This window comes from Kitasatospora sp. NPDC023385, from assembly GCF_055664045.1.
In genome coordinates, this window is record NZ_JBVOOL010000039.1 from 1 (window position 1) to 21028 (window position 21028).

A 21028-nucleotide genomic window follows, 5' to 3' on the forward strand; every position below is an offset into this window, starting at 1 on the left:
CACAGCACACGACTACCGGGGCCGACCCTCCGCGGGCAGGCGAACGCTACTGCTTCACCCATCCGAGCGACATCACGGATTCAACTTCAGTAGCAGAGTGGGTGGCCGATTCGGAAGAAAGTGTCCGCAGCGTCTCGGAGAGCGATATTGCTCTCACCCATGGCTCGTCGGAAAGGGCCTCGATCTTGCTCTTGCTCATCGATGCGGTGATGATCTTGTGGCCCTCAATCGTTCCGGTGGCGCCAATCTGGCGCAGCACAACGATCTGCTCAGGCGAAGGAGCGTCAACAAGCTCAATGTAAACCGCGAATGGGTCGCCGTTGACATCGGCGGGAGATGTCAACGCTAGCCGCAGCCGGGCGCTGAGCTTCCTAAGATTCACTTCAGCCCCTCAGATGCGGGATAGATCCACAAGCCCATGCCCCCACTTAGGGTGGAACGCGCCCGGTGGATGAGCTGGCACAGAGCTAAGGCCACTAAGCTTACTGATGACTGCGGCTGGAGCAAGCCTTCGGTTCGCCTGCAGCATGAGGGCCACCGCTCCTGAGACAAAGGGGGTTGCCATGCTCGTTCCATACATGACGCAATGCTCAGCATCAATTACGCTGCGTGCACTGATCTGGGCATGACGCGAGCGACAAGAAGTCACCACCGCCCCAGGGGCTGTCACATCCGGCTTTCGAGCACCATCGCGACGCGGCCCCTCGCTACTGAAGTCACAGATGTCGTCGAGTGCGAACCGAGCCCGCATCCGTTCACCGTCGGCGTTAGTCCACTCTACCTTCGTCGTGTACGCGGCAACGGCAACAGCAGAGGCTGCGTCAGCCGGCTGGCAAACCGTCATTGATGAGTTTGCATCAGGTCCAGCGAATCGTGACCCGCGATCGTCTTCTACCCAAAGATCAATACGGCCATTTCGAATGGATCGCCCATGTAGGCGAATATTCCAAACGACTGGCGCGCCCATGAAATCGCAAGGCTTGACATTTTTGAAAATTAGCTCGATGCTGCGATCGCCATCCGCGCCCACAGCTCGACCAATTTCCACCTTCCCGTCGGGAAAGGACCAGCTACCGGCATAGCATTGGCCGTACTCGATTTCAGTAGAATCTCCAGAAGGAGATATCACCGAGACGCCTATGTCATCCTCTGCGGAGTACCATGCGGAAACATAAGTATCGCCTTTCACTGGCTGCAGGTAGACGTCTCTGACCTTTCCATTTGCGAGCGTTGGCCCAGCATGAATTACATCGAGACCTTCATTTCCCGCCGCGCAGCAGACAATTCGCCCTTCCTTGGTCAACTCGTTGACCCTCTGTGAGAAATGACCCGTGCCATCATGGGGCCCAAAGTGTGTACCGAGGCTTATATTAATGACGGCCGGCATCCCAACCTGGTCGGCATACTTGAAGATGTAGTCGATCCCATCTAGCACCATGTTGCCGGATTTCATCTCGGGCAACTTTACGATCGCAAGCCGCGCAGCGGGTGCGACGCCGAGATGGAGTCCGGCGCTAGCTGCAATTCCAGCCACGTGCGTCCCGTGCCCGTCAACATCCCTGCACTGGTAGATTTGGTGCCCGGTCAGCTCAGTTCCGTAGGTCGCCCCGGGGACACCATTTCCGGGGGTGCTCTGATCCCAGACCATGTCGATTCGACCATGGAAAGCCGGATGGCCAGCATCAATCCCGGAGTCGATGATTCCGATGACGACATTCGATCCATCGAGTTCGGGGTTATCGCCTCTATTTCTTAGAACATCCAGCCTAATCCTTCTGGCTGCATCATCTACTTTTGATTGAAGCAGGGGCGAGGAAGCGACATATCTGACACTTGGGCAGTCGGTAATGGCAGAGATTGCGCCGATTGGCGCTATTCCGGTACGGATGGACGGGCCGCTGCCACGGCGTAGAACTAATCCATAATTATCGCAGAGGTAGCCGAGGGACGCACCAGGCCTGCAATCCAGCGAAATGAGGATCAATGAATTCTCGATGGCTTCATCTATGTGTGTGAAGCCCAGAGCGTGGGATCGTCTACTTAGGGTTTCAATATCTCCATCGAGGTACTCCTGGTAGGCGAGCCTGAGGAGCGGAGCAAGCTTTTTATATTCCATGGCTCAGCCTCGAATGCTGCTAGTAAAGCGGTGTCACGTCCCATCGGTCAGGTTTCCGATCTATATGTCTTCTCCTTCCAGAGTAGCCATGTGATTGGTCATTGCCACCTGACCTCCACATCGCTGGGTGCTCCTCCTGAGGGGCTACTACCTCGGCGCTTTAAGGTCGTTGGCCTGTTGCGGCGATGGCGCGGCGGATCACCCGGGAAGGCGGGCCGTGGCATGAAGCCCGCGTCGGGTAGCTGCACCGTCCCAGGCAGGTGATGACCACCGCCGGGTCGATCCGGACAGGTCCGGCTCCGGCGGGTCACAGGCTGCGCAGCACCGCCACGACCTTGCCCAGGACGGTGGCGTTGTCGCCGGGGATGGGCTGGTAGGCGGCGTTGGCGGGCATCAGCCAGATCCGCCCGTCCGCACGCTTGAGGCGCTTGACGGTGGCCTCGCCGTCGATCATCGCCGCGACGATGTCACCGTTCTCGGCGACCGCTTGGCGGCGGACGGTCACGTAGTCGCCGTCGAGCAGGCCGGCGCCCACCATGGAGTCGCCGGTCACGGTGAGGGCGAAGAGCTCGCCTTCGCCGACGATGCGCCGGGGCAGCTCAAAGTGGTCCTCGGCGCTCTGATCAGCCAGTACCGGCTGGCCGGCGGCGATCCGGCCGAGCAACGGCACGCTCACCCCGGTGGCGGCGGGCGTGACGGTCCGCGCGGCGGCGGGCAGGCGGTAGGCGCGGGGCCGGTGGGGGTCCTGCTCGATGTGTCCGAGGTCCTGGAGGCGGCGGAGCTGGTGGCTGACGGAGCTGGTACTGGCCAGGCCGACGGCCGTGCCGATCTCCCGCATGGCCGGCGGGTAGCCGTGTTCCTCGCGGAACGACTCGAGGAAGCCCAGAACCGCTCGCTGGCGGTCGGTGAGACCGTCTCCACCGACGACTCGGCTGCGGCTGCGATCGGTGGCAGTGCTGGGGTCGGCCATGGCGCGCCTTTCGCGTGATCTTGGACGTGGACTGTAACCCGTGGCACCGACAGCGCGCAGCGGGTTTGAGGCGGTGACCTGCACAGTTGACCCTCCGGCCGGTTGGCGGCTCACCGGAAGTCGCGGGAGCGCGCACCGGGCGCGAGCGTCAGGGGAACCAGGCGGGTGGCAAGAAGGTTGGCCGCGCCGTCGCGGCGCTCGACCGTCCCGTAGACCAGCAGCCCCGCGCTCTGGAGTGCGGTCTTGCGGCTGCGTTCGAGGACATGGGGCTGGACGACGACGTTGATCAGGCCAGTCTCGTCCTCCAGGGACAGGAAGAGCACGCCGCCGGCCGTCGGCGGGCGCTGGCGGTGGGTCACCAGGCCGCCGACCGAGACGAGCTGGTTTCCGGCGGTCTTCTTGAACGCCGCGGCGGTTAGGGCGCCGCACCGGTCCAGGTGCGGGCGGGCGTGCTGGACGGGGTGGGCGGTGGCGGAGCTGCCGGTGGCCCACAGGTCGGCGATGGTCTCCTCGACGGCGGTCAGCGGTGCGAGGTCGGGCGCCGTCAGCGCGGGTGCGGTGCCGGGGAGCATGCCGGCGTTGGTGCGGGCGAGCAGGCCCGCGGACCACAGGGCCTGGCGCCGGTTCACCCCGAGGCTGCGGAACGCGCCAGCGGTTGCGAGCGCCTCCAGGACGGGCTCGGACAGTCCTGTGCGCCGGGCGAAGTCCTCCAGGTCCGCGTAGGGCTGGCCAGCCGCGACCGCTTCGGCCTGCTCGGCGCCCAGGCCGCGCACGGAGGCCAGACCGAGCCGGATCGCGACCTGAGCGCCGGAGGCCGCTGCGTCTGCGTCACCGGCCGGGGCCAGCGGTTCGAGGGTGGGCTCGGCGCGGCTGTGGTTGATGTCCACGGGCAGCACGGTGACGCCGCGGCGGCGGACGTCCTGGATCAGGGTGAGCGGGGAGTAGAAGCCCATCGGCTGGTTGGCCAGCAGGGCGCAGGTGAAGGCCGCCGGGTAGTGGTACTTGAGCCAGGCGCTCGCGTACACCAGCAGGGCGAACGACGCGGCGTGGCTCTCGGGGAAGCCGTAGCTGGAGAAGGCCTCGATCTTGCCGTAGACGTCCTCGGCGACCTCGGGCGGGATACCGCGCTCGGCCATCCCGGCAAGCAGCCGCTCCCGCAGCTCGGCGACCCGCTCGTGCGAGCGCTTGGAGCCCATCGCCTGCCGCAGCCGGTCGGCTTCGGCGGGTGTGAATCCCGCGCAGTCGATGGCGAGTTGCATCATCTGCTCCTGGAACAGCGGCACCCCCAGGGTCTTGGCGAGGGCGCGCTCCATCAGCGGGTGCGCGATCGTGGCCGGCTCCCGGCCGTTGCGGCGGGCGATGTAGGGATGCACGGAGCCGCCCTGGATCGGGCCGGGCCGGATCAGGGCGACCTGCACCACCAGGTCGTAGAACGTCCTGGGGCGTAGGCGTGGCAGTGCGCTGGCTTGCGCTCTCGACTCGACCTGGAACGTTCCTACGACGTCCGCACGGCAGAGCATGTCGTAGACGTCCGGGTCGTCGGGCGGGATGGTGGCGAGGTCGAGGCGGCGTCCGTGGTGCTCGGCGATCAGGTCGCAGGCGTCGTGCAGGGCGGAGAGCATGCCGAGGCCCAGCAGGTCGATCTTGACCAGGCCGGCGGCGGCCACGCTGTCCTTGTCCCACTGGAGCACGCTGCGCCCGGGCATCGTGGCCCACTCGGTCGGGCAGGTCTCGCTGATTGGGCGCCGGGTCAGCACCATGCCGCCCGAGTGGATGCCCAGGTGGCGCGGCAGGCCGAGCAGCTGGCCGGCGAGCTCGCGCACGTCCTCCGGCACCGGGCCGTCGGGCGGCGGCATCTCCCAGCCCACCTCCCGCGCGTACCGGTCCAGGTCGCCCACCGGGTGGCCGAGCGCCCGGCCCGCATCCCGTACGGCCAGTTTCGGGCGGTAGGTGATCACGTTCGCGACCTGCGCGGCATGGGCGCGGCCGTAGCGCTCGTAGACGTACTGGATCACCTCCTCGCGGCGGCGGCTCTCGATGTCCAGGTCGATGTCCGGAGGGCCATCCCGCTCCGGACTGAGGAAGCGCTCGAAGAGCAGGCCGAAGCGGATCGGGTCGACTGCGGTGATGCCCAGGGCGTAGCAGACCGCCGAGTTCGCGGCGGACCCGCGTCCTTGGCACCAGATCCCGATGGCTCTGGCGTGGTCGACGATGTCGTGGACGATCAGGAAGTAGCCGGCCATGTCGAGGTCCTCGATGACGCGGAGCTCGTAGTCGATCTGTTGGTGGGCGCGCCGGTTTTTTGTCCCGAACCGGTCGGCGGCTGCGCGGTGGGTCAGCTCGCGCAGCCAGCTGGCCTCGGTGTGGCCCTCGGGCGCGGGGAAGCCCGGCAGCTGGGGGCGGATGTCGCGGAAGTCGAAGGCGAGCTCGCGGCCGAGGTCGACGGTGGCTTGCTGGACGCCCGGCCACGGCGCGAGGCGGGCGGCCATCTCCGCCGGGGAGCGCAGGTACGCGGTGCCCGCCGCGGCCAGGTAGGGCTCGGCGTCCGCTAGCGATCGGCCTTGGCGCAGCGCGGCGAGGGTCTGGGCGAGACGCAGTTGGGCAGGGGCGGCGTGGTGGGCGGCGGTGGTGGCGATCGTGGTGAGGCCGGTGCGGGTGGCGAGGGCTGCCAGGGTGTCGTTGCGCTCGTCGTCGTCGGGCATCTGGTGGTTGGTCAGCTCGACGAAGACGTTGCCGGGTCCGTAGCGGTTGGCCAGCTCCCGCAGTTCCCGTTCGGCGGCGGCCTCTCCCCCGCTGTCCAGGGCTCGGCGCACCGCGCCCTTGCGGCAGCCGGTCAGCACGGCCCAGTGGCCGCCGTGCGCGTTTGCCAGGGCGTCGCGGTCGTAGCGGGGCTGGCGCTTGGCGGCGCCGGCCAGGTGCGCGTCGCCGATCGCTTTGGCCAGGCGGCGGTAGCCCTCCGCGCCGCGGGCCAGGACCAGGAGGTGTTCGCCGTCCTGGTCGGCGACGCCGGTCGGGGCGAGGTCGGCGTCCAGCGTCAGCTCGGCGCCGAACACGGTGCGGATGCCGGTGCGCCGGGCTTCGGCGGCCAGCACCGCGGCGGCGTAGAGGCCGTCGTGGTCGGTGACGGCCAGGGTCTCGATGCCCAGCCGGGCGGCTTCGTCGACCAGGTCGGCGGGGTCGCTGGCGCCGTCGAGGAAGGAGTAGGAGGTGTGGACGTGCAGCTCGGCCCAGCCGGTCCCGGCCTGTTTCGGGCGCGGCGGCGTGCGCGACGGTTCGGGGCCGGGCCGGGTGGGGAACGGAACGACGGTCCGGTCAGCGTCCGGCGCCCCGCCGGCGAGCTGGCGGTGCAGCTCGCGCCACGGGGTCTCGCGGTTGCTGTCGAAGGGCACGGGTGGTCCTGGTGGTACTCGGAGGTGGCGGCGGGGCCGACCCGGGAAGGGGGTCGGCGGCCGAACGGGGCTCGGATGTCAGCTGTCGTAGGCGCCCTCGAGGCGCCAGCGGCCGCCCTCGACGGCGAGCAGTAAAGCGCCCCCGTCGGCGACGGTGACCTGCATCCGGGCAACGCGGGAGCCGTCGTCGGCCCACCACCGTTCGGTGGCCGGCCACGGCCCGGCCCAGCCGCTCACCGCCAGCTCCCGGCCCTCGACGACAAGGAACACCGGGGCGGACACCAGCTCGGCCCGCGCGGTGACCTGCACCTCGCGGCCCTCGGCGTCCCGCAGCCGCACCTGCTCCGCTGTGGTCGGCACCCGCACCGGCGACGGGGCCGGCAGCCGCCCGGGCCACGGCCCCTCGGCCCGCTGCTCCTGATGCGCGTCCCCCCACGGAGTGCGGACCACCTGCTCCCCCGGCCCGCGCCCGCCGGCCAGCTGCGCCGTCACCACCGCGGTGTGCCCGAGGATGGCTTGCACCCGGGCGGCGGCGCGCTCCATCCGCTCCAGCGACTCCCGGTCTCCGTCCAGCAGCGACAGCTGCCGGCCCGGATCCGCGAACAGCCCGTCCGGCACCAGGCGCAGCGCCACGACTCCGCCGGCGTGCTCGTCGAAGCGCTGCCGGTGCTGCCAGGCCTGGAGCTGCCAGCGCACCCGCTCGGCCACCGCGGCCGCGGACAGCACGCCCTCGTGGCGCCACGTGCGCGAGGCCTCGCTGCGGTCGGCGCACTCCACCTCCACGGCGAACCGCTCGCAGCCCAAGCCGGCGGCAGCCAGGCCAGCGTGCATCCGCTCGGCCAGCCCCAGCACCGCGAACACCATCGGCTCCGCCACGGTGTGCGCGGTCTCGAAGCGGACCTCGACGGCCAGATCGGCCCCGGCCGGACGGGCGACCACCGGCCGCGCCTCCAGACCGCGCGCGAGCCGGTGCGCCGCCACTCCCACCGCGCCGAACCGGTCCGCCACTGCGGCGCCGGGCAGCGCCGCGAAGCGCCCCACGGTCTCCAGGCCGAGCCGCACCAGCAGGTCAGCCAGCCGCGGCGGCGCGACCTCGCCCACCGGAAACCGCGCGAGGAACGCCGCGCTGCCGCCCGGGGGCACCACGAGCTGCGCCCGGGCGGCGAGCTGGGCGGCGACCAGGCCGTCGGCGACCCCGATGCGGCACTCGAAGCCGGCGCTCTCGACCGCGTCGTAGAGCCGCTCCACCAGCGCCTCCTCGCCGCCGTGGAACCGCGCCGCACCCCAGGCCGGGATCGCGCAGATCCCGGGCCGCAGCACCTCCAGGTGCGCGGCCAGTGCGCCGACCGCCTCCGCGACCTGCTCGAACAGCCGGGCCTCGTCGTCCGGTACCCGGTCGTGGATCTCCAGACCGTCCATCAGGGTCTGCGCTGAGCGGACCTTCATCCCTCGGCGCACGCCCGCGGCCCGGGCGCCCTGGGAGGCCGCCAGCACCCGGCCGCCCTCCACCACCGCCACCAGCCGCCCCTCGGCATCGCCGCCGGTGCCGAGCGCGGCCGTCACCGGCCAGTCCGGGTTGAAGACCACCACCGACCGCGGTGCCGCGACCTCGGAGCCGGTCATCGCGCGACCGCCAGCTGCGCACGCTCCGCCCGGGCGCCGTGCAGGCGCTGCGCCGGAGCGTCCGGACGGACCCGGCCGTCGGCATCCGGGAGCCACAGGCCCACCTGGCGGCCCCGGGCGGCGGCACCCCGTCCGCCGACCTCGACCACCACCCGCTGGCCGCGCAGCCTCCCCCGGCCCATCCCGACGCCGGTCCACTGGCGCGCGGTGACCTGGAGCTGCACCTGTGGCGAGGGCCACGGGCCGTCGACCACCAGGGCGCAGCCGTGGCGGCGGGCCAGCGCGGTGAGCCGGGCGGCGCTGCGGTCGCTGACCGGCCGGCCGGGGCGCAGCAGCAAAACCTCGGCCGCGTCCGCGTAGGCGGCGGCCGCGTCCTCGAAGTGCTCGCCGGGCCGTTCGACCAGGTGAAGGCGGTCGAGTGCGACGCCGATCTCTGCGGCGGCAACCAGGCCAAGGCCCTCGCAGCCGATGGCCGCGCACCATGTGCCGGCCGTCGTGGCCGCCGCGAGGAGCGCCAGTGCCAACGCCGTGCTGCCGCCCACCCGCACCGCCGTCCCCGGGCGGAGCCCGCGGTCGGGGAGCAGATCTTGCAGGGCAGGCAGGACCGGCACCGCTGGTGTCGGCCGGGGCGGCTGGAGCTGGGCCGCCAGGGCGCTGATCGTCGTCTCCACACCCCCAGAATCGAACGTAAGACCTATCGAAAGCAAGTTCGAATTCAGTGTGTCGCGGGCTCGTCACCCATTCGATTCAGCGACGAACGTGCAGCTCACGGCAACCCGCGGTGCGCCGACGCCCGCATTGGCACGCGTCGGCCGACTCGCCCTCACCCGTCGCCGGGCCAGAATCAGGCCCGGCACAAGGCCGCCGTTGCCGTCTACCGCCTGAGCACGAAACTGAGTACCCATGCTCAGGTCTGCAGTACCGCGCCCCAGTAGCGTCGTGATCAAGACCGCAAGCAGATCAGCCGACACGGGGGACGACACACATGCAGACCAGTGAGCGCACCACAGCCCGCAGGTGGCCGGTCGTCCTCGGCATGGTGCTCCCCCTCCTCCTGATCGGCGCACTCGCGACCGGGTCATGGGCCTGGGACCACGGCCACGGCCCGATCGCCAGGCACGACGAGCCCGGGACGGACGCCGCAAACGCTCGGGACAGTATCCAGAGCGCCCTCGAGGGCGCCGTGGGGGCCATCACCCCGCAGGTCGCGCACTCCGACGGCTGGTACTGGGTGGTCCGCGACCCGGACCACTGGGACGGCGAGCCGATGCCGACCTCCACCGTCTACCGCATGTGGTCGCTCCAGGCCCGGATCGACCGGTCGAAGTACAAGGTCCTCGCCGACCAGCTCGCCCAGTACTGGACGGCGCACGGCTACACCGTGGGCAAGTTCCGGAACTTCGTCGGCGCCAACACCGACACCTTCCCGACCGACGAGCGCCAGATCTCGGCAACCTCGCCCGACGGTGTCTTCCTCACCCTAGAGATGGACACCCCGGGGGTGAGCCTCCGGGCATCCATGGACGGAGTCCACTACGCGGGCACTGAGGTGTACGGCAAGAACCCGGCCCAGCCCGGCCAACGGTTGGACGACTACTCGCACCAGCTGACCGTGGTGCCCCCGACCACCGACGACCCGTACTGGTCGCACCGCTGACCACCCGCCCCAGGGATTGCGTTCGAGCCGGAGCATCGGTGCTCCGGCCCGCGGTCAGGCTCTACTCCGGTCGAACGGGCGTGGCGTCGGGAATCCGGCGCCACCGCTCGCCGTCCCACCCCGGCTGGTCCTCCCAGAGTGATTTCTTCGGGGTCTGTGGGCCCGACGAAATCACCCAGGGGCCGAGGACGTCGGTGAGAAGGTTCCAGCGCAGCACAAGGTGCTCGGGAAGTGGCCCGTCAGATGCCTTCTCGAGGCCGACCAGGAGGTCAGCTACGAGCTGTTGGACCAGGACCTCCATCGCGGTGGAGACCCGGTAGGCCTCCGAATCGACGTCGTTTCCGGCGCGGAGGCCAGTTGGTGCGTGCGGGCGTTGAGGCACGCCTCGGCGGCCAGAACGTCGGCGACGGCGGGCCGGGCGGACTCGGTCATGGCCCGGCCTTCGCCGTCGCCGGTGCACGGACCGCTGCTCCGTCGGCGCTTCGACGTTCACCAGTCGAGTCGGACCGCTATCCGCCTCAGCGGGCGGCAGAGGAGAAGGGCGGGATGGTCTGGCGGATCAGGGACACGACCGCCTTGGGATCGAGTCGGCGCCCGTCGTCCCCGTGGACCATGCAGTTCGTGATGAGTAGATGCATGATCGCGATCCGGCGAAGCTCGGGGGTGGCTTCCTGCCACCTGGCGGCGACCGCCTCCTCGCCCTGTTCCCAGTGAATGAGCCGCATCTCCAGTACGAGTGCGACATCGGGCTGGGCGCTCCTGGCGGTGAGGCGCAGCCGCGCGGCCGCGTCGTGCTCGGGAAGGCCATAGGCCGGCCGGACGGCCAGGGGTGCGAGCAACTGGCAGGCAACTTCCCACATCGCCTTGGCACCTCGTCGCTCCAACTCGGAGACCAGCCAGAGTGCCGCGTCCGGACTGGCGGTGGTGACCACGTCGTCGATGGTGCTCTCAAGAAGGTCATGGAGCGGAATGTCCGTGCTGCTCATCCCGGGACGGTACCGCGGGTACGCCGTAGGTTTCGGGTGCCCCTTCGGACTCCGGGCTGGTGGCGGCAGTGCGGCGGCTGGAGCCGGAAGGGGTTCGGTAGCCGCACCTGCGTGTTGAGGTCGGGCATCGGGTCCGCCCCCACCTGGTTTGAAAAACGCGCGACAGGACGATTTCCGCAGTTCAGAGCGGTGTTCTTCGGGTTTTGTACACAGGTGTTCACTCGGTGGCCAGACGGTCGGCGCATACACCATGCTGGGGGGTACCACCTCGTCCTGATCCGGACCTGGGAAACCGTGCAGCAAGTCCTGTTGGCGCAGGGGCACGGGCGGGGCCGGCGGCTGGGCCGCCGGCCCCTGGACTTTCCGGGCGGCGACGAACCCACGGCTCACGCCGCCAACGGCTGCCAGCGTTAGCACGGGAACCCCTCGGCCGGCTCGCCCACACCGATGCTGCGCCATGTGCCGTAGCCGAGCGTGTGGGTGGCGGAATCCGGCCTCATGCTGGCCTGGGGCGGCCGCGAACCCCCGAGCGCGGCCGGCCCCTTCTCACGCCGCGCAGGCGTCGGAGACGATCATTTGGAACGCCCGCCGGTGATGCCCGGATTGTGCGTCTCGGGTCCGGCGGGCGCCGGGTCAGACTATCGGACACGTATCGAACGCGGCGGCTTCCACTGACGCCGGAGCGGTCCGATCTACGGCTGCTGCGGAGCCTTCCGGCTGGGTTTGGTGAGAGCGGCTTCCAGTTCTGCACCCTCCGCGCGCATGCGCTGGCGCAGGGTGGCCAGGGCGACGACGCACCGCTGGTCGTCCGCCCACTCGGGCAACGTCTTGCTCTCACCCCACGCGGTGTAGGCCTGGCCGCGCGCGCCGGCCGGTTTCGCCGGCGCCGGCCGTGCACCAGTGGCGGCAGCGGGGGCCGGCCGTGCACCGGTGAGCGCGGCGGCGAACTCGGCGGCGTACCTGAGCACGTGGCCTTTGCTGGCCAGCCGTCGCAGGTCTCTCTCAGCGAGGACCTCGGCCTTGGCCTCGGCGCTGTTCGAGGTTCTGGGCAGGGCTCGCATGCACCGCTGCACGTCGTGCGTCAGCAAGTGCCTGTGCCAGGAGTCGTAGAGGCCGGGGTCTGGCGCGCTGTCCACGGCGTCGACCAGTCGGCGCCAGGCCGCGTCGTCGGGGTTGACGTGGAGGTTCTCAGCAGCGAGGTGCTTCGGTAGCCCTGCGGCGCGCACGCCGTGCTGCATGGCGCGCACGGCCATCTCGGGCATGCCGGCCGCCCAGGCGAGCAGATCCCGCCGCTGCGCGTCCTCGCCCCGCCAGACCCGGGCAGGACCGATCACCACGGACGCGGCCGGAACACCGATCAGCGTCGTCCGGTGCTCGTTGCCGTGCGTGAGGCCGGACACGGCCAGGCGCAGCGGCGTGTCGCCGGGGAGGTCGCCGCGTTCGCAGGCGGCGCGCAGGTGCCGCAGGACGGCGGGACCGTGGTGGGAGGACATGAGCAGGACGCCGGTCCATGGCGGGATCATGCCGCGCTGGTCGGTGGCGCGCGCGGGGACGGTGATGCCGCGGGTCTTCGTCGTGCGCCAGGCGGTGAGCGGATCGAGGGCGTGCTGTGTGGCCCACCGCTGGGCGGCCTTTCCCTCCAGCCGTGTGCCGTCGTGCCAGGCGACGGCGATGACGTCGCCGTTGTCGTCGGCGTGCAGGCGCATGCTGCGCGCGGGCCAGGTCCACAGGTCCAGGCGGCCGAGGGCCGCCCGGGCCTCGCCGACGGCCGGCGGCTGCGGTGCCTGTTCCCAGACCGGCCGGTCACCGGGGGCGCGCGGCTGCGGCGGCAGGTTCAGCAGCAGCAGGTCCTTGAGCGTCTGGGCGTCGACGCTGACGTGGACGCTGTCCGCGACCGGGGGGACCTGGGCGCCGTAGGTCAGGCCGCCGCCGGGGGCGGCCTTGAGGCTCGAAACGTCGTACGCGAGCAGGACCAGCAGGCGGCGGGCGGCCTGCGGTGCCGGCACCGGCGGTGCCCCGGGACCGGTCAGGCCCCGGGCGAGGAACGTGCGTGAGGACTCGCCCATCAGGTAGGAGGGGTGCAGGACCTCGGGGCCGCGTCGGCATTCCGTCAGGTGGGCGCTCTGGAAGGCGGGGTGCTGCGGGTCGAACAGGTCGAGGCGGTCGTGCCAGCGGTCGAGGTAGGCGTCGACGCGGCCGGTGTCGAGGGTCTCGGCCCGCCAGGCCTGCTGCCACTGGGCGGTGTCGGCCGGTCCGGCGGCACTGTCGTAGGCAGCCAGTAGCACCCGCAGCACCACGGCGAGCTCCTGGCCGGGGGGCAGCGCGAGGCGTAGGCGGTGCGCCCGTACCAGGGCCTCGCGCAGACTGGCCTCGCGGTGTGTGCCGGTGTCGAGGTCGTGGACGGGCAGCCACCCGCGGTCGACCAGGTTGAACGACGGTGTCACGGCTCTCCTCAGGAAGCGGGCGGGCTGCCGGGCGCCGCGCGCGGGGCAGGTGGTGGCGGGAGGTCAGACCCGCTGGGCGATCGCGAGGGCCGGGCGGCCGCTGCGCATCGCGGCGCCCGCCTCCTCGGGGCTCGTCGCGGTCCAGACCTGCACCCGCCAGGGTGCGGGCTCGACGCCGGGGCAGACGAGGTGGCCGGCGAGCAGGTCGTTGGCGAGGGTCTGTGCGCTGCGGGCCTCGACGCCCTGGGCGATGACGGCGCTGCGCAGCTCGGTGTCGGGGGTGCCCCGGTCGATCCGGTAGGCGAAGTGGAACGCACCGTCGTAGCCGGGCACGCCGGGGACGTCGGTCTCGGCCGCCCGGGTCTCGTGGCCGTCGTCGCCCACGTCGAAGGTGGTGCTCATGCGGACCGTCTCCAGGTAGTGCTGCTCGGCCTCCGTCTCGTCAGCGGCTTCCTGGACCTCGTAGGAGTTGTCGTCCCAGTAGACGAGGGCGACCGTTGCTTCGCCGGTGCCGGGCCTGGGGTAGGAGACGATCTCGATGCGGCACAGGTCGGCGTCGTTGGCGTCGGTCCACAGGGTGCGTCGCAGGGTGTCGACGCGGCCGCGGTTCAGGAGGTCGCGGACCTGGTCGGCGTACTCCTGGGCGACGTCGACGCGGTCGTTGCTGCTGATGACGTTCTGCATGACGGGATCCCTTCACCGCTGGGACCGTCGTCCCGGCGCTGATGTGCTGAGCGGGGCAGGTGGTGGTGTTCGGGAGGCTGGCCGCGCCGGGCGCCGCCGGGGCGGGTGTTGCGTAGCGCGGCCGGCTGGTTCGGCCGGTGCGGTCAGCTTTTCCAGGCGTTGCCGTTGCGGATCTCCTGCACGGTGTCTCGGCTGACGCCGAGGCGGTGGGCGACCTGGATCCAGGTGAGGTCACGTCCGCGGCCGTAGAGGCCTTCCTGGTCGGCGCGCCGGATCGCGTCGCCGAGCCGGGCCTCGCAGCCGGTGAGCGCGGCGACGGTGTCCTGGAGTACCCGGCGGTGCAGTGCCTGGTGCTGGATCTGCGCCTGGGTGCCCTCCGCCGCGACGGGCGCGGGCCTTTGGGCGGCGTACTCGGCGAGGATCCGGGCCGCCCTTGCGACGGCCTGGGGCCGGCCATCGACGGTCAACAGCTGCGCGTGCTCGCCGAGGACCGCCACGACGACGTAGGTGTCGCTGTCCTCGGTGATCGGGGCCGCGCGGACGAAGAGCCTGCGGTCGAAGGACCGCCACTCGTAGGCGCTCTCGGCGTTCCCGTAGTAGGCGTCGATACTGCGGATCAGTTCCGTGCGGGCCTCCCCCCGGCCCTCGTGCAGCGAGAAGGCGAGGTAGTTGTCGTTGACGTGGTCGTTGACGGCGACCACCCACCACCGGTCGACCTGGGCCATGGCCACGCCCAGGTGTTCGTTGGGGAACCAGGTGTCGTCCTCGTCGGCCCCGAACCGCTCGCAGAAGCCGTCCGGGCCGGCGAGGCCTTGCCCGGAGCTGAGGGCCAGGTAGACCCGGGCCTGGGCGAGGTAGGACGGGAGCTCCGACTGCGGGTTGGCGGAGAGCGTGTCGTCCAAGAGGCTGGCGGCCAGCTCCAGGGCCGTCTCCACGGCCTCCTCCCCCGAGCTGTGGGTGGACCACGACAGCGTGCCGTCGATGAGCGAGACGCAGTACGTGCCGTCGCCGTACTCCTCGAAGCCGACCGTGCCGATGAGGACGTCGTCGGCGCTGCACCACAGGAAGTCGCTCCCGCCCTTCTCGAAGGGGTCGGAGCAGTCCCGGACGAGCTGGACCAGGTCCCGGTCGAACAGGGCGTCAGCCTCGGCCTCGCTGTCGCACAAGACGGTCTCCTGGCCGTAGTGCCAGATCCAGCCGCCCTCCACCTCCGCCACGACCAGGTCCGGCGGGTAGCCGTTGGCCATGGTCCCGATGTCGATGTGCCGACGCGCGCGGGCGGCCGGGTCGGAATGGTCGAAGCCGAGGTCGAGGGCCTCGGCCGTGGTCAGTGCGCGCGTCGCCATCAGAGGCCTCCCAAAGCGAGTGACGGACTATCCGTCACTCACGACGCTAGCACTCGCCAAGTAGCGGAACAAGCATGAATGACGGACATTCCGTCGTTCGAGCTCGGTGGATGGATCGGGTTGACGCACGGGGTCTGACGCCGGCTGGATCGGCGGGCTCCGGCTTGGTTGGGAGATCGGCTGCGCCGGGCCGCTCCACCAGGTGGAGGCGGTCGCGCGCGACATCGACCTCCGCTGCGGCCACCAGGCCACGGCCCTCGCAGCCGATCGCCGCGGGACCAATAGGGCACCGGCGCCCTCATTTGAGCCCAAGCTCGGGGCGGCTTCGGGGCGCATTCGAGCAAAATGGGAAGCAACTTCCCACGCTGACCAATCTATGGGAAGTTGCTTCCCATGAAGACCCGGATCCATCACCGCTGCGGACACACCGCCACGGCCAACATCACGGGCCCGGGCGCCACCCGGGAGGACCGGGCCACATGGCTGGCCACGCAGCCCTGCCCGGACTGCGCCCGCCAGCAGCGTGCGGCGCAGCACGACGCCGCCAACCGGGCTGCCACCGAGCGGGCGCACGCCGCGGGCTGGCCCACGCTCACCGGCACGTCCAAGCAGACCGCCTGGGCCGAGACCCTCCGTGCCGACGCTCTCGACGCGATGTCCGAGCGCCTCCGCAACGGATTGCCCGCCGACGTCGCGGCGCAGACGTTCTCTCTGTGGTCTGCAGCCGCGCTCCGCGAGACCCGGGCCGAGTGGTGGATCGATCACCAGACCGGGATCCTGCGCGCGATCAACACCTACACCCTGACCGCAGACGAGCGGTCCGCCATCAACAGCATCATCAGCGGAGCCGGAGGAACGACATGACGCGGCACCAGGACGACGAGGAGTTCGAGGCCGAGGTGGAGTTGCTCCGCAGTTGCCACGATGCCTACGCCAACGCCCGCGCCCGGCTGAAGGCCGCGGGCAAGCGGGCAGCCACCGCCGAGGTGATCCGACGCGCCGCGATCCGGGAGATGGGACAGACCTTGGCGGAGTACCGCACGGAACTCGCAACCCTCCAGGACGGCACGGGGGGCAGGGGCGGCGACTGGCACATCGACATGGAGGACGCCGCGGACCTCACCGGGGTGACCCGCCGCACCCTCTCCACCGCCGTGGGCGCTGCGGAGACGGAGACACCGACCAGCCGGGACTACCGCACCTGGTCGGACCGGGCCCTGGCCGCCGACTGCCTGGCCTACGGACGCACCAGCCACGAAGACCCGGTCCGGGAGCTCTGGCTCCGCTACCCCGACCTGGCCGGACTCGGCGCGGCCGTGAAGACCCTCCAAGAGGCGGAGTTCAAGCAGTGGTCGAGCGAGAACCCCAGTTGGTTCACCATGACGGCTGATGACCTCGGCTCGGAGCCGAGCGCGGCGCTGCTGCTCCTTAGCTCGCTCTACCAGCAACGCCTCGAAGCGATCGCCGCTGGAAAGGCCACGGTGCTGTAGCCGAGCAAGGGGCTTTGAACCTTCGGTCCGCGGTCAGCTGGGCGGCGACTGGGCCGCTGGAGGGGGGGGCAACGGCGGCGGCATCCCGCGCAGCGCCGAGAGCGTCCGCGTACGCCTCGGCCACGATCGCGGCGGATGCGGTCAGCACCTCAATCTCGGCAACGCCAGCCGGTACCGCCGTTTCTGCGAGCAGATCACGAACGGCCTCGCTGCGCGCCTCGACCCGTTCCGCCGCCGCCAGGTCGGCAGCGATCCGGTCAACTTCCCGTGCCTGGCGTGCGTACTCCTCCAGGGCGACGACCTGCGCCTCGATCCCGCTGACGACCCGGTCGAGCACCTCGCGCTCGTCGGCCAGCAGGTCGCCCATTGCCGAGTTCTTCGCGACAACTGATTCACTGGCCGCCGCTACCTCGCTGTAGCGGTGCAGCGAGTCCGCGATCGTCCACAGCCGTTCCGGAAGCTGGACGGCGGTGTCGGCGCCAAGGCCCCCGAGGTCGTCCCGATGCAGCCGGGACCGGAGGATCGCTGCGGCCGCCTGCTGCGCCCGGGCCAGCAGCCCGGCGGCGTCGTCGGTGAGCCAGCACGGGTGGATGTAGCGCCCGCGGGCCTCTTCCAGCGCCTGGTCGATGTAGCGGTTCTCCGTCCAGGTGACGAAGACCGCCATGCCCGTAACGGCCACTGCCCCGGCGGACACCGTCTCCCCCATGACCTGGAGCCAGTCGAGCCCGTCGCGGAGGAGCTTCTCGAGGTGGGCATCCGCTCCGGGTATGTCGGTCGACGGGGTGCCGAAGCGCCCGAGAAGGAAGGCCGTCAGGGCTCCGACTGCCGCCCAGGCTGCGGTCTTGAGGGAGGCCTTCATCACCTGGCCGGCGCCGGTAAACGAGGCGATGAGGCTACCGTTAGGTCTGAGCAGGTCGGGGTTCCGGGCGGCAAGTTCGGCGACCGCGTTCCGGGTCTCGGCCGGCAGGGCGGGATCGAAGACCGGCAATGCGGGGCATGGTAGCGCCGCAGGCCGACGGCGATCAGCGTATTTCCGCAGCCCGGCCGCACAGGGGCGAGCCGGTTCGTCGACGGCCCATCCGCTGACACCGGAGGTCAGGACCGGTGAGGAAACACGCGGGAGATGCTCGCCAGCCCGGCGGTCGGCGACCGCAAGGCGGCCTCGGGCCAGGTACCTTGACGAACTGTGCGTACTTCTCCGCAGGGCGGCCTGGGCCGCCGGCTCGACCTCACCCCTCCTCCGGCGCAAAGGGAGCGTCCGGCCCGCCATCCCGGCCGGACAGCGGCCGAGCGGACCGCCGAGGCACCCGTCCCTCCCGACCTCCAGGTGGCGCTGGGACGGGCACGCCGCACAGAACGGGCAGTACAGCAGCGGGCCCAACGGCTCGTTCCAGGCGTCTTGTCCACCGAGCCGCTCAGGACCGGCTCGGGAGGGTGATGTGGCTGTGCTGCCGACGGAGATACCGGGCCAACAGCGCAGCGTGAGCGCTTCGGCGGGGGTACCTCGATCAGGCCCGTACCTAGGGCACGGCGAGTGGTGGTAGGCCGCTGGGAGGCCAGATCTCGCGGAGCTCCGGGAGATCCGAGTCTCGGCGCGCTCGGCGGCGTCGCGCTGGAGCGCCTCATCGGTCCCCTCCAGCAGGTCGCAGGGGTCGTGTGCGGGATCCGTTTCGGCGGCATGACGACTGGGCGCTGGACGCGGTAGTGGATCACCTTCCCGCCGAACCGCGCCGCCGAAACCGTCGCGGCATGCCATCCGCTGGCGCGGCACTCGGTGCTGCGCGGCGCAGAATCGGCGTGGCCCGGCTGCAGGAGGTCAATGCGAGGCTCGGAACGGCTACGGCCGCCAGTCCGGGCTGAAACCCGGGTGTTCGGAGAACGCGGCAAAGGCCGTGCAGCGCAGGCTCCAACCCAGCGCCTCGTAGTGGCCGAACACTCCGTTGGCCGAGTCGCGTAGGGCGGCGGCCTCGAAGCCGTCGGCGAAGTGATCAAGGATGCGCCCCACGGCGGCCAGCAGCGCGCGCTCCCGTTCTGTTGCAGTGTCGGCGCTCTCCGCGATCCGCTCCCGGAGGAACAGGATCAGCCTCCGGTCCCTGTCCAGTCGGCCCTCGGCCTGGATGATCTCGTGGAATCGCGTGTTGTCTGAGGTCACGTCATTGTCCTGTCATAGAGACCGGGCAGAGGCGCTCCAGCCTATGCGCCGTGCTGACCCAGGTTGTCGGGGGAAGCATTGACCGGAATGGCCGGTGCCGCACGGCGGGTCACATGACGATCCGCGGGCGACCATGCGGCGTTGGGGCGGCTGGAATGACCTGGTGGTCAGTTTGTCCGGCGACACCGGGAGCGGATGCCGGCAGCTGGCTGCGTCGGCTACTGGTCCGCGCCCGCTAGCCGACGCAGTGCGTGGGTCAGGTCTTCTGGCGGGCCCGGACGGCGGCGGCGATCGCGGCGGCGAGGGGCCAGTGCTCGGCTCCGGTCGGCGGCGGCTGGCGGTCGAGCAGGGCTCGGGTGGCCGCGGCGACGTGCCGGGGTGCCGCGTAGGTGTGGACGCCGAGCGGCTCGGTGGTGCGCAGGCCGGTGCCGTAGGTGATGGTCCAGCCGCTGTCCTGGTTCCAGTACAGGCGGACCTGGCCGGGCCAGTCGGCGAGGTGCGCGGTGTCGAGCCAGAAGCCGCCATCAAGCCGGGCGCCGGAGGGCCGGCTCCACCAGCGGGCGGGTCGCAGGCCGACGTTGGTGAGCGCGCTGTCGACGAGCTCCATGTAAGAGTCGTGCGGGAGGTCGGCGCGCTCGGTGCGGTGCAGGTAGGGCACCGGCAGGGTGCCGTCGAGTCGGACGGCCAGGCCGTGGACCTCGTCGGCGATAGCACGAAGGCGGGCCGTGGTGGAGGCCGGCACGCCGGTCCGGATGTGCCCGGCGGCGGTCGCGGTTCCGAGCTGCGTGAGCTCCTGCAGCAGCCGGGCGAGGTCGTTGTGGAGGTCGGCGTTGCCGACGGGCCGGTCCCACAGGGGTGCGGCTGGCTGGTTGACGGCGGCGAGCATGTCGTGGACGGCCATGTCCCACAGAGCGTCGTCGAGAGCGTGGTGCAGGCGGCCGGGGTGGTTCGGCAGGTGGTCGCGAAGGCCGACCTTGAGGGTCTCCGTCTCCAGGTCCGTGAAGGTGTCCGGGAGGCCGAGCGGGAAGGCGTCCCAGTCGTTGCCCCACAGCTGGTGGATCCGCCCGATGTCCTGGGCGCCCTTCCAGGCGGCCAGGCGCGGCCGTCCGCGCTCGGCGACGTCGGCGATGAACGCTGCAATGCCGGCGCGGATCCGGTCCGGCGACTGTACGTCGGGGTGGGTGAGGTCGAGGGTGCGCCCGCCGTCGGCCAGCGGGAGCAGCGGCCAGACGTGGTCGCGGAAGAAGGCGTTGCGCTCGTCGCCGAAGACCGCGGCGGTGTCGAGGTCGGCGTTCACGGCGTAGTACTGGTGGCCGGCGCGGTCGACCAGCGCGATCGCGGCCAGCCCGCGGGTGGTGGGGTCGCTGGGCAGGAACTCCGTGTCGCTGTAGAACCAGCTGGCGGACCGCGGGTCGAGGAAGCCGTGCAGCTGGGCGGGCGTAGTCATCGTGCCTCCGAAGTGAGGGGGTGGGTGGTCTGGTCGTCCGGCCCGGGGCCTGCCGGGGTGCCGGAGCTCGGGACAGGGTGGGCGAGTTCGGGGATATGCCGCCAGCCGGTGGGTGTCGTGCCCGGCCCGGTGGCGGCGTGGCAGCAGGCATCGGCGGTGTACCAGGTGCCGGGCTGGGGGTCGGTGCCCGATACGGACCGGATCAGGGCGGCGTCGACCGGGATGGTCCGCGTTTCCGGGTGCCAGGCGTCCAGGGCGACGTGAGCGGTTGCTGTGGTGCGGGCGATGACCAGGGCGCCGGTCGGAGCCCGGACGCCCGCGCGCGTCCACGCGGCGGGCGGCCCGGGGCTCGGGCGCCAGCCGTGCGGATCTACGGCCGGGGCGGCGGCCGCGTCGAGGAACGCCTGGCAGAGCAGCATCGTGCCGTGCTGCAGTTCGCGGGCGCCGAGTTCGAGCAGAAGCTCGTCGTAGGGCACGGGAACGCTGCGGGTGCTGCTCCAGGCCGGCAGCAGCAGGTGCGCGGTTGCCCGTCCGGGGCCGGCCGCGATCACCTCGGCCACTGTGGTCAAGGCCAGGTGGGCGCGCGGAGCGCGGGCTCGGCGCCGCCGCAGGAGGCCCTGGAAGGCGGCCACGACTTGTCGGTCGCCGTCGGACAGAACGGACAGGTCGTCGAGCCCGGTTGCGCACTGGGGGTGTCGGGACATGCTGGCGACTCCGGGGGTAG

General features: G+C 70.9%; 17 protein-coding genes. 3 read left to right on the plus strand and 14 right to left on the minus strand.

The features are described from left to right. Window positions 1-46: 46 nt before the first annotated feature. The 6 genes from AC0B61_RS33870 to AC0B61_RS33895 all read right to left on the minus strand — a co-directional run bounded on the left by AC0B61_RS33870 (window position 47) and on the right by AC0B61_RS33895 (window position 8769). The gene (locus AC0B61_RS33870; RefSeq protein ID WP_471745838.1) at window positions 47-382 is read right to left on the minus strand and encodes a hypothetical protein; all 336 of its coding nucleotides are present in this window, start codon (window positions 380-382) and stop codon (window positions 47-49) included. 9 nt (window positions 383-391) lie between these two features. Then, a complete protein-coding gene (locus AC0B61_RS33875; RefSeq protein ID WP_471745840.1) occupies window positions 392-2116 on the minus strand; it encodes a S8 family serine peptidase in 1725 nt (574 codons plus the stop codon). 307 nt (window positions 2117-2423) lie between these two features. Then, window positions 2424-3086, minus strand: a complete 663-nt coding sequence (gene lexA / locus AC0B61_RS33880) for a transcriptional repressor LexA (protein ID WP_471745842.1) — start codon at window positions 3084-3086, stop codon at window positions 2424-2426. Window positions 3087-3196: 110 nt separating this feature from the next. Further along, window positions 3197-6475 (minus strand): error-prone DNA polymerase, encoded by a 3279-nt coding sequence (locus tag AC0B61_RS33885; protein WP_471745844.1) that lies wholly within the window; start codon window positions 6473-6475, stop codon window positions 3197-3199. A 78-nt stretch (window positions 6476-6553) separates the two neighbouring features. Further along, window positions 6554-8098 carry a DNA polymerase Y family protein gene (locus AC0B61_RS33890; protein ID WP_471745846.1) on the minus strand — a complete coding sequence of 515 codons (1545 nt, stop codon included), beginning with the start codon at window positions 8096-8098 and terminating at the stop codon, window positions 6554-6556. Then, window positions 8095-8769 (minus strand): hypothetical protein, encoded by a 675-nt coding sequence (locus AC0B61_RS33895; protein ID WP_471745847.1) that lies wholly within the window; start codon window positions 8767-8769, stop codon window positions 8095-8097. Before AC0B61_RS33895 ends, AC0B61_RS33890 begins: the two co-directional genes overlap by 4 nt. 314 nt (window positions 8770-9083) lie before the next feature. On the opposite strand from AC0B61_RS33895, the gene AC0B61_RS33900 reads away from it, so the two are divergent. Next, window positions 9084-9755, plus strand: a complete 672-nt coding sequence (locus tag AC0B61_RS33900; protein WP_471745849.1) for a hypothetical protein — start codon at window positions 9084-9086, stop codon at window positions 9753-9755. Between the two features lie 518 nt (window positions 9756-10273). Here the strand turns inward: AC0B61_RS33900 and AC0B61_RS33905 are convergent. The 4 genes from AC0B61_RS33905 to AC0B61_RS33920 form a co-directional block, all read right to left on the minus strand. After that, window positions 10274-10741 carry a hypothetical protein gene (locus AC0B61_RS33905; RefSeq protein WP_471745851.1) on the minus strand — a complete coding sequence of 156 codons (468 nt, stop codon included), beginning with the start codon at window positions 10739-10741 and terminating at the stop codon, window positions 10274-10276. Between the two features lie 692 nt (window positions 10742-11433). Then, window positions 11434-13185, minus strand: coding sequence for a type I-E CRISPR-associated protein Cse1/CasA (gene casA / locus AC0B61_RS33910; RefSeq protein ID WP_471745853.1), 1752 nt, complete (start codon window positions 13183-13185; stop codon window positions 11434-11436). 63 nt (window positions 13186-13248) lie between these two features. Beyond that, complete coding sequence (locus tag AC0B61_RS33915; protein ID WP_471745854.1) at window positions 13249-13869, minus strand: hypothetical protein; 621 nt, start codon at window positions 13867-13869, stop codon at window positions 13249-13251. Between the two features lie 143 nt (window positions 13870-14012). After that, complete coding sequence (locus AC0B61_RS33920; RefSeq protein WP_471745856.1) at window positions 14013-15215, minus strand: hypothetical protein; 1203 nt, start codon at window positions 15213-15215, stop codon at window positions 14013-14015. A 393-nt stretch (window positions 15216-15608) separates the two neighbouring features. Here AC0B61_RS33920 and AC0B61_RS33925 point away from each other — a divergent pair, with 393 nt between their 5' ends. Further along, window positions 15609-16079 carry a hypothetical protein gene (locus AC0B61_RS33925; protein ID WP_471745857.1) on the plus strand — a complete coding sequence of 157 codons (471 nt, stop codon included), beginning with the start codon at window positions 15609-15611 and terminating at the stop codon, window positions 16077-16079. Further along, complete coding sequence (locus AC0B61_RS33930) at window positions 16076-16705, plus strand: hypothetical protein (protein ID WP_471745859.1); 630 nt, start codon at window positions 16076-16078, stop codon at window positions 16703-16705. The genes AC0B61_RS33925 and AC0B61_RS33930 overlap by 4 nt, the downstream gene beginning before the upstream one ends. On the opposite strand, the gene AC0B61_RS33935 is transcribed toward AC0B61_RS33930, so the two are convergent. The 4 genes from AC0B61_RS33935 to AC0B61_RS33950 all read right to left on the minus strand — a co-directional run bounded on the left by AC0B61_RS33935 (window position 16644) and on the right by AC0B61_RS33950 (window position 21008). Then, on the minus strand, window positions 16644-17693 hold the full coding sequence (locus tag AC0B61_RS33935; RefSeq protein WP_471745861.1) for a hypothetical protein: 1050 nt from the start codon (window positions 17691-17693) through the stop codon (window positions 16644-16646). The genes AC0B61_RS33930 and AC0B61_RS33935 overlap by 62 nt on opposite strands. Before the next feature lie 849 nt (window positions 17694-18542). Next, on the minus strand, window positions 18543-18857 hold the full coding sequence (locus AC0B61_RS33940) for a hypothetical protein (RefSeq protein ID WP_471745863.1): 315 nt from the start codon (window positions 18855-18857) through the stop codon (window positions 18543-18545). Window positions 18858-19113: 256 nt separating this feature from the next. Further along, on the minus strand, window positions 19114-20304 hold the full coding sequence (locus AC0B61_RS33945) for a hypothetical protein (RefSeq protein WP_471745865.1): 1191 nt from the start codon (window positions 20302-20304) through the stop codon (window positions 19114-19116). After that, the gene (locus AC0B61_RS33950) at window positions 20301-21008 is read right to left on the minus strand and encodes a hypothetical protein (protein WP_471745867.1); all 708 of its coding nucleotides are present in this window, start codon (window positions 21006-21008) and stop codon (window positions 20301-20303) included. The genes AC0B61_RS33945 and AC0B61_RS33950 overlap by 4 nt, the downstream gene beginning before the upstream one ends. Between the last annotated feature and the right edge of the window lie 20 nt (window positions 21009-21028).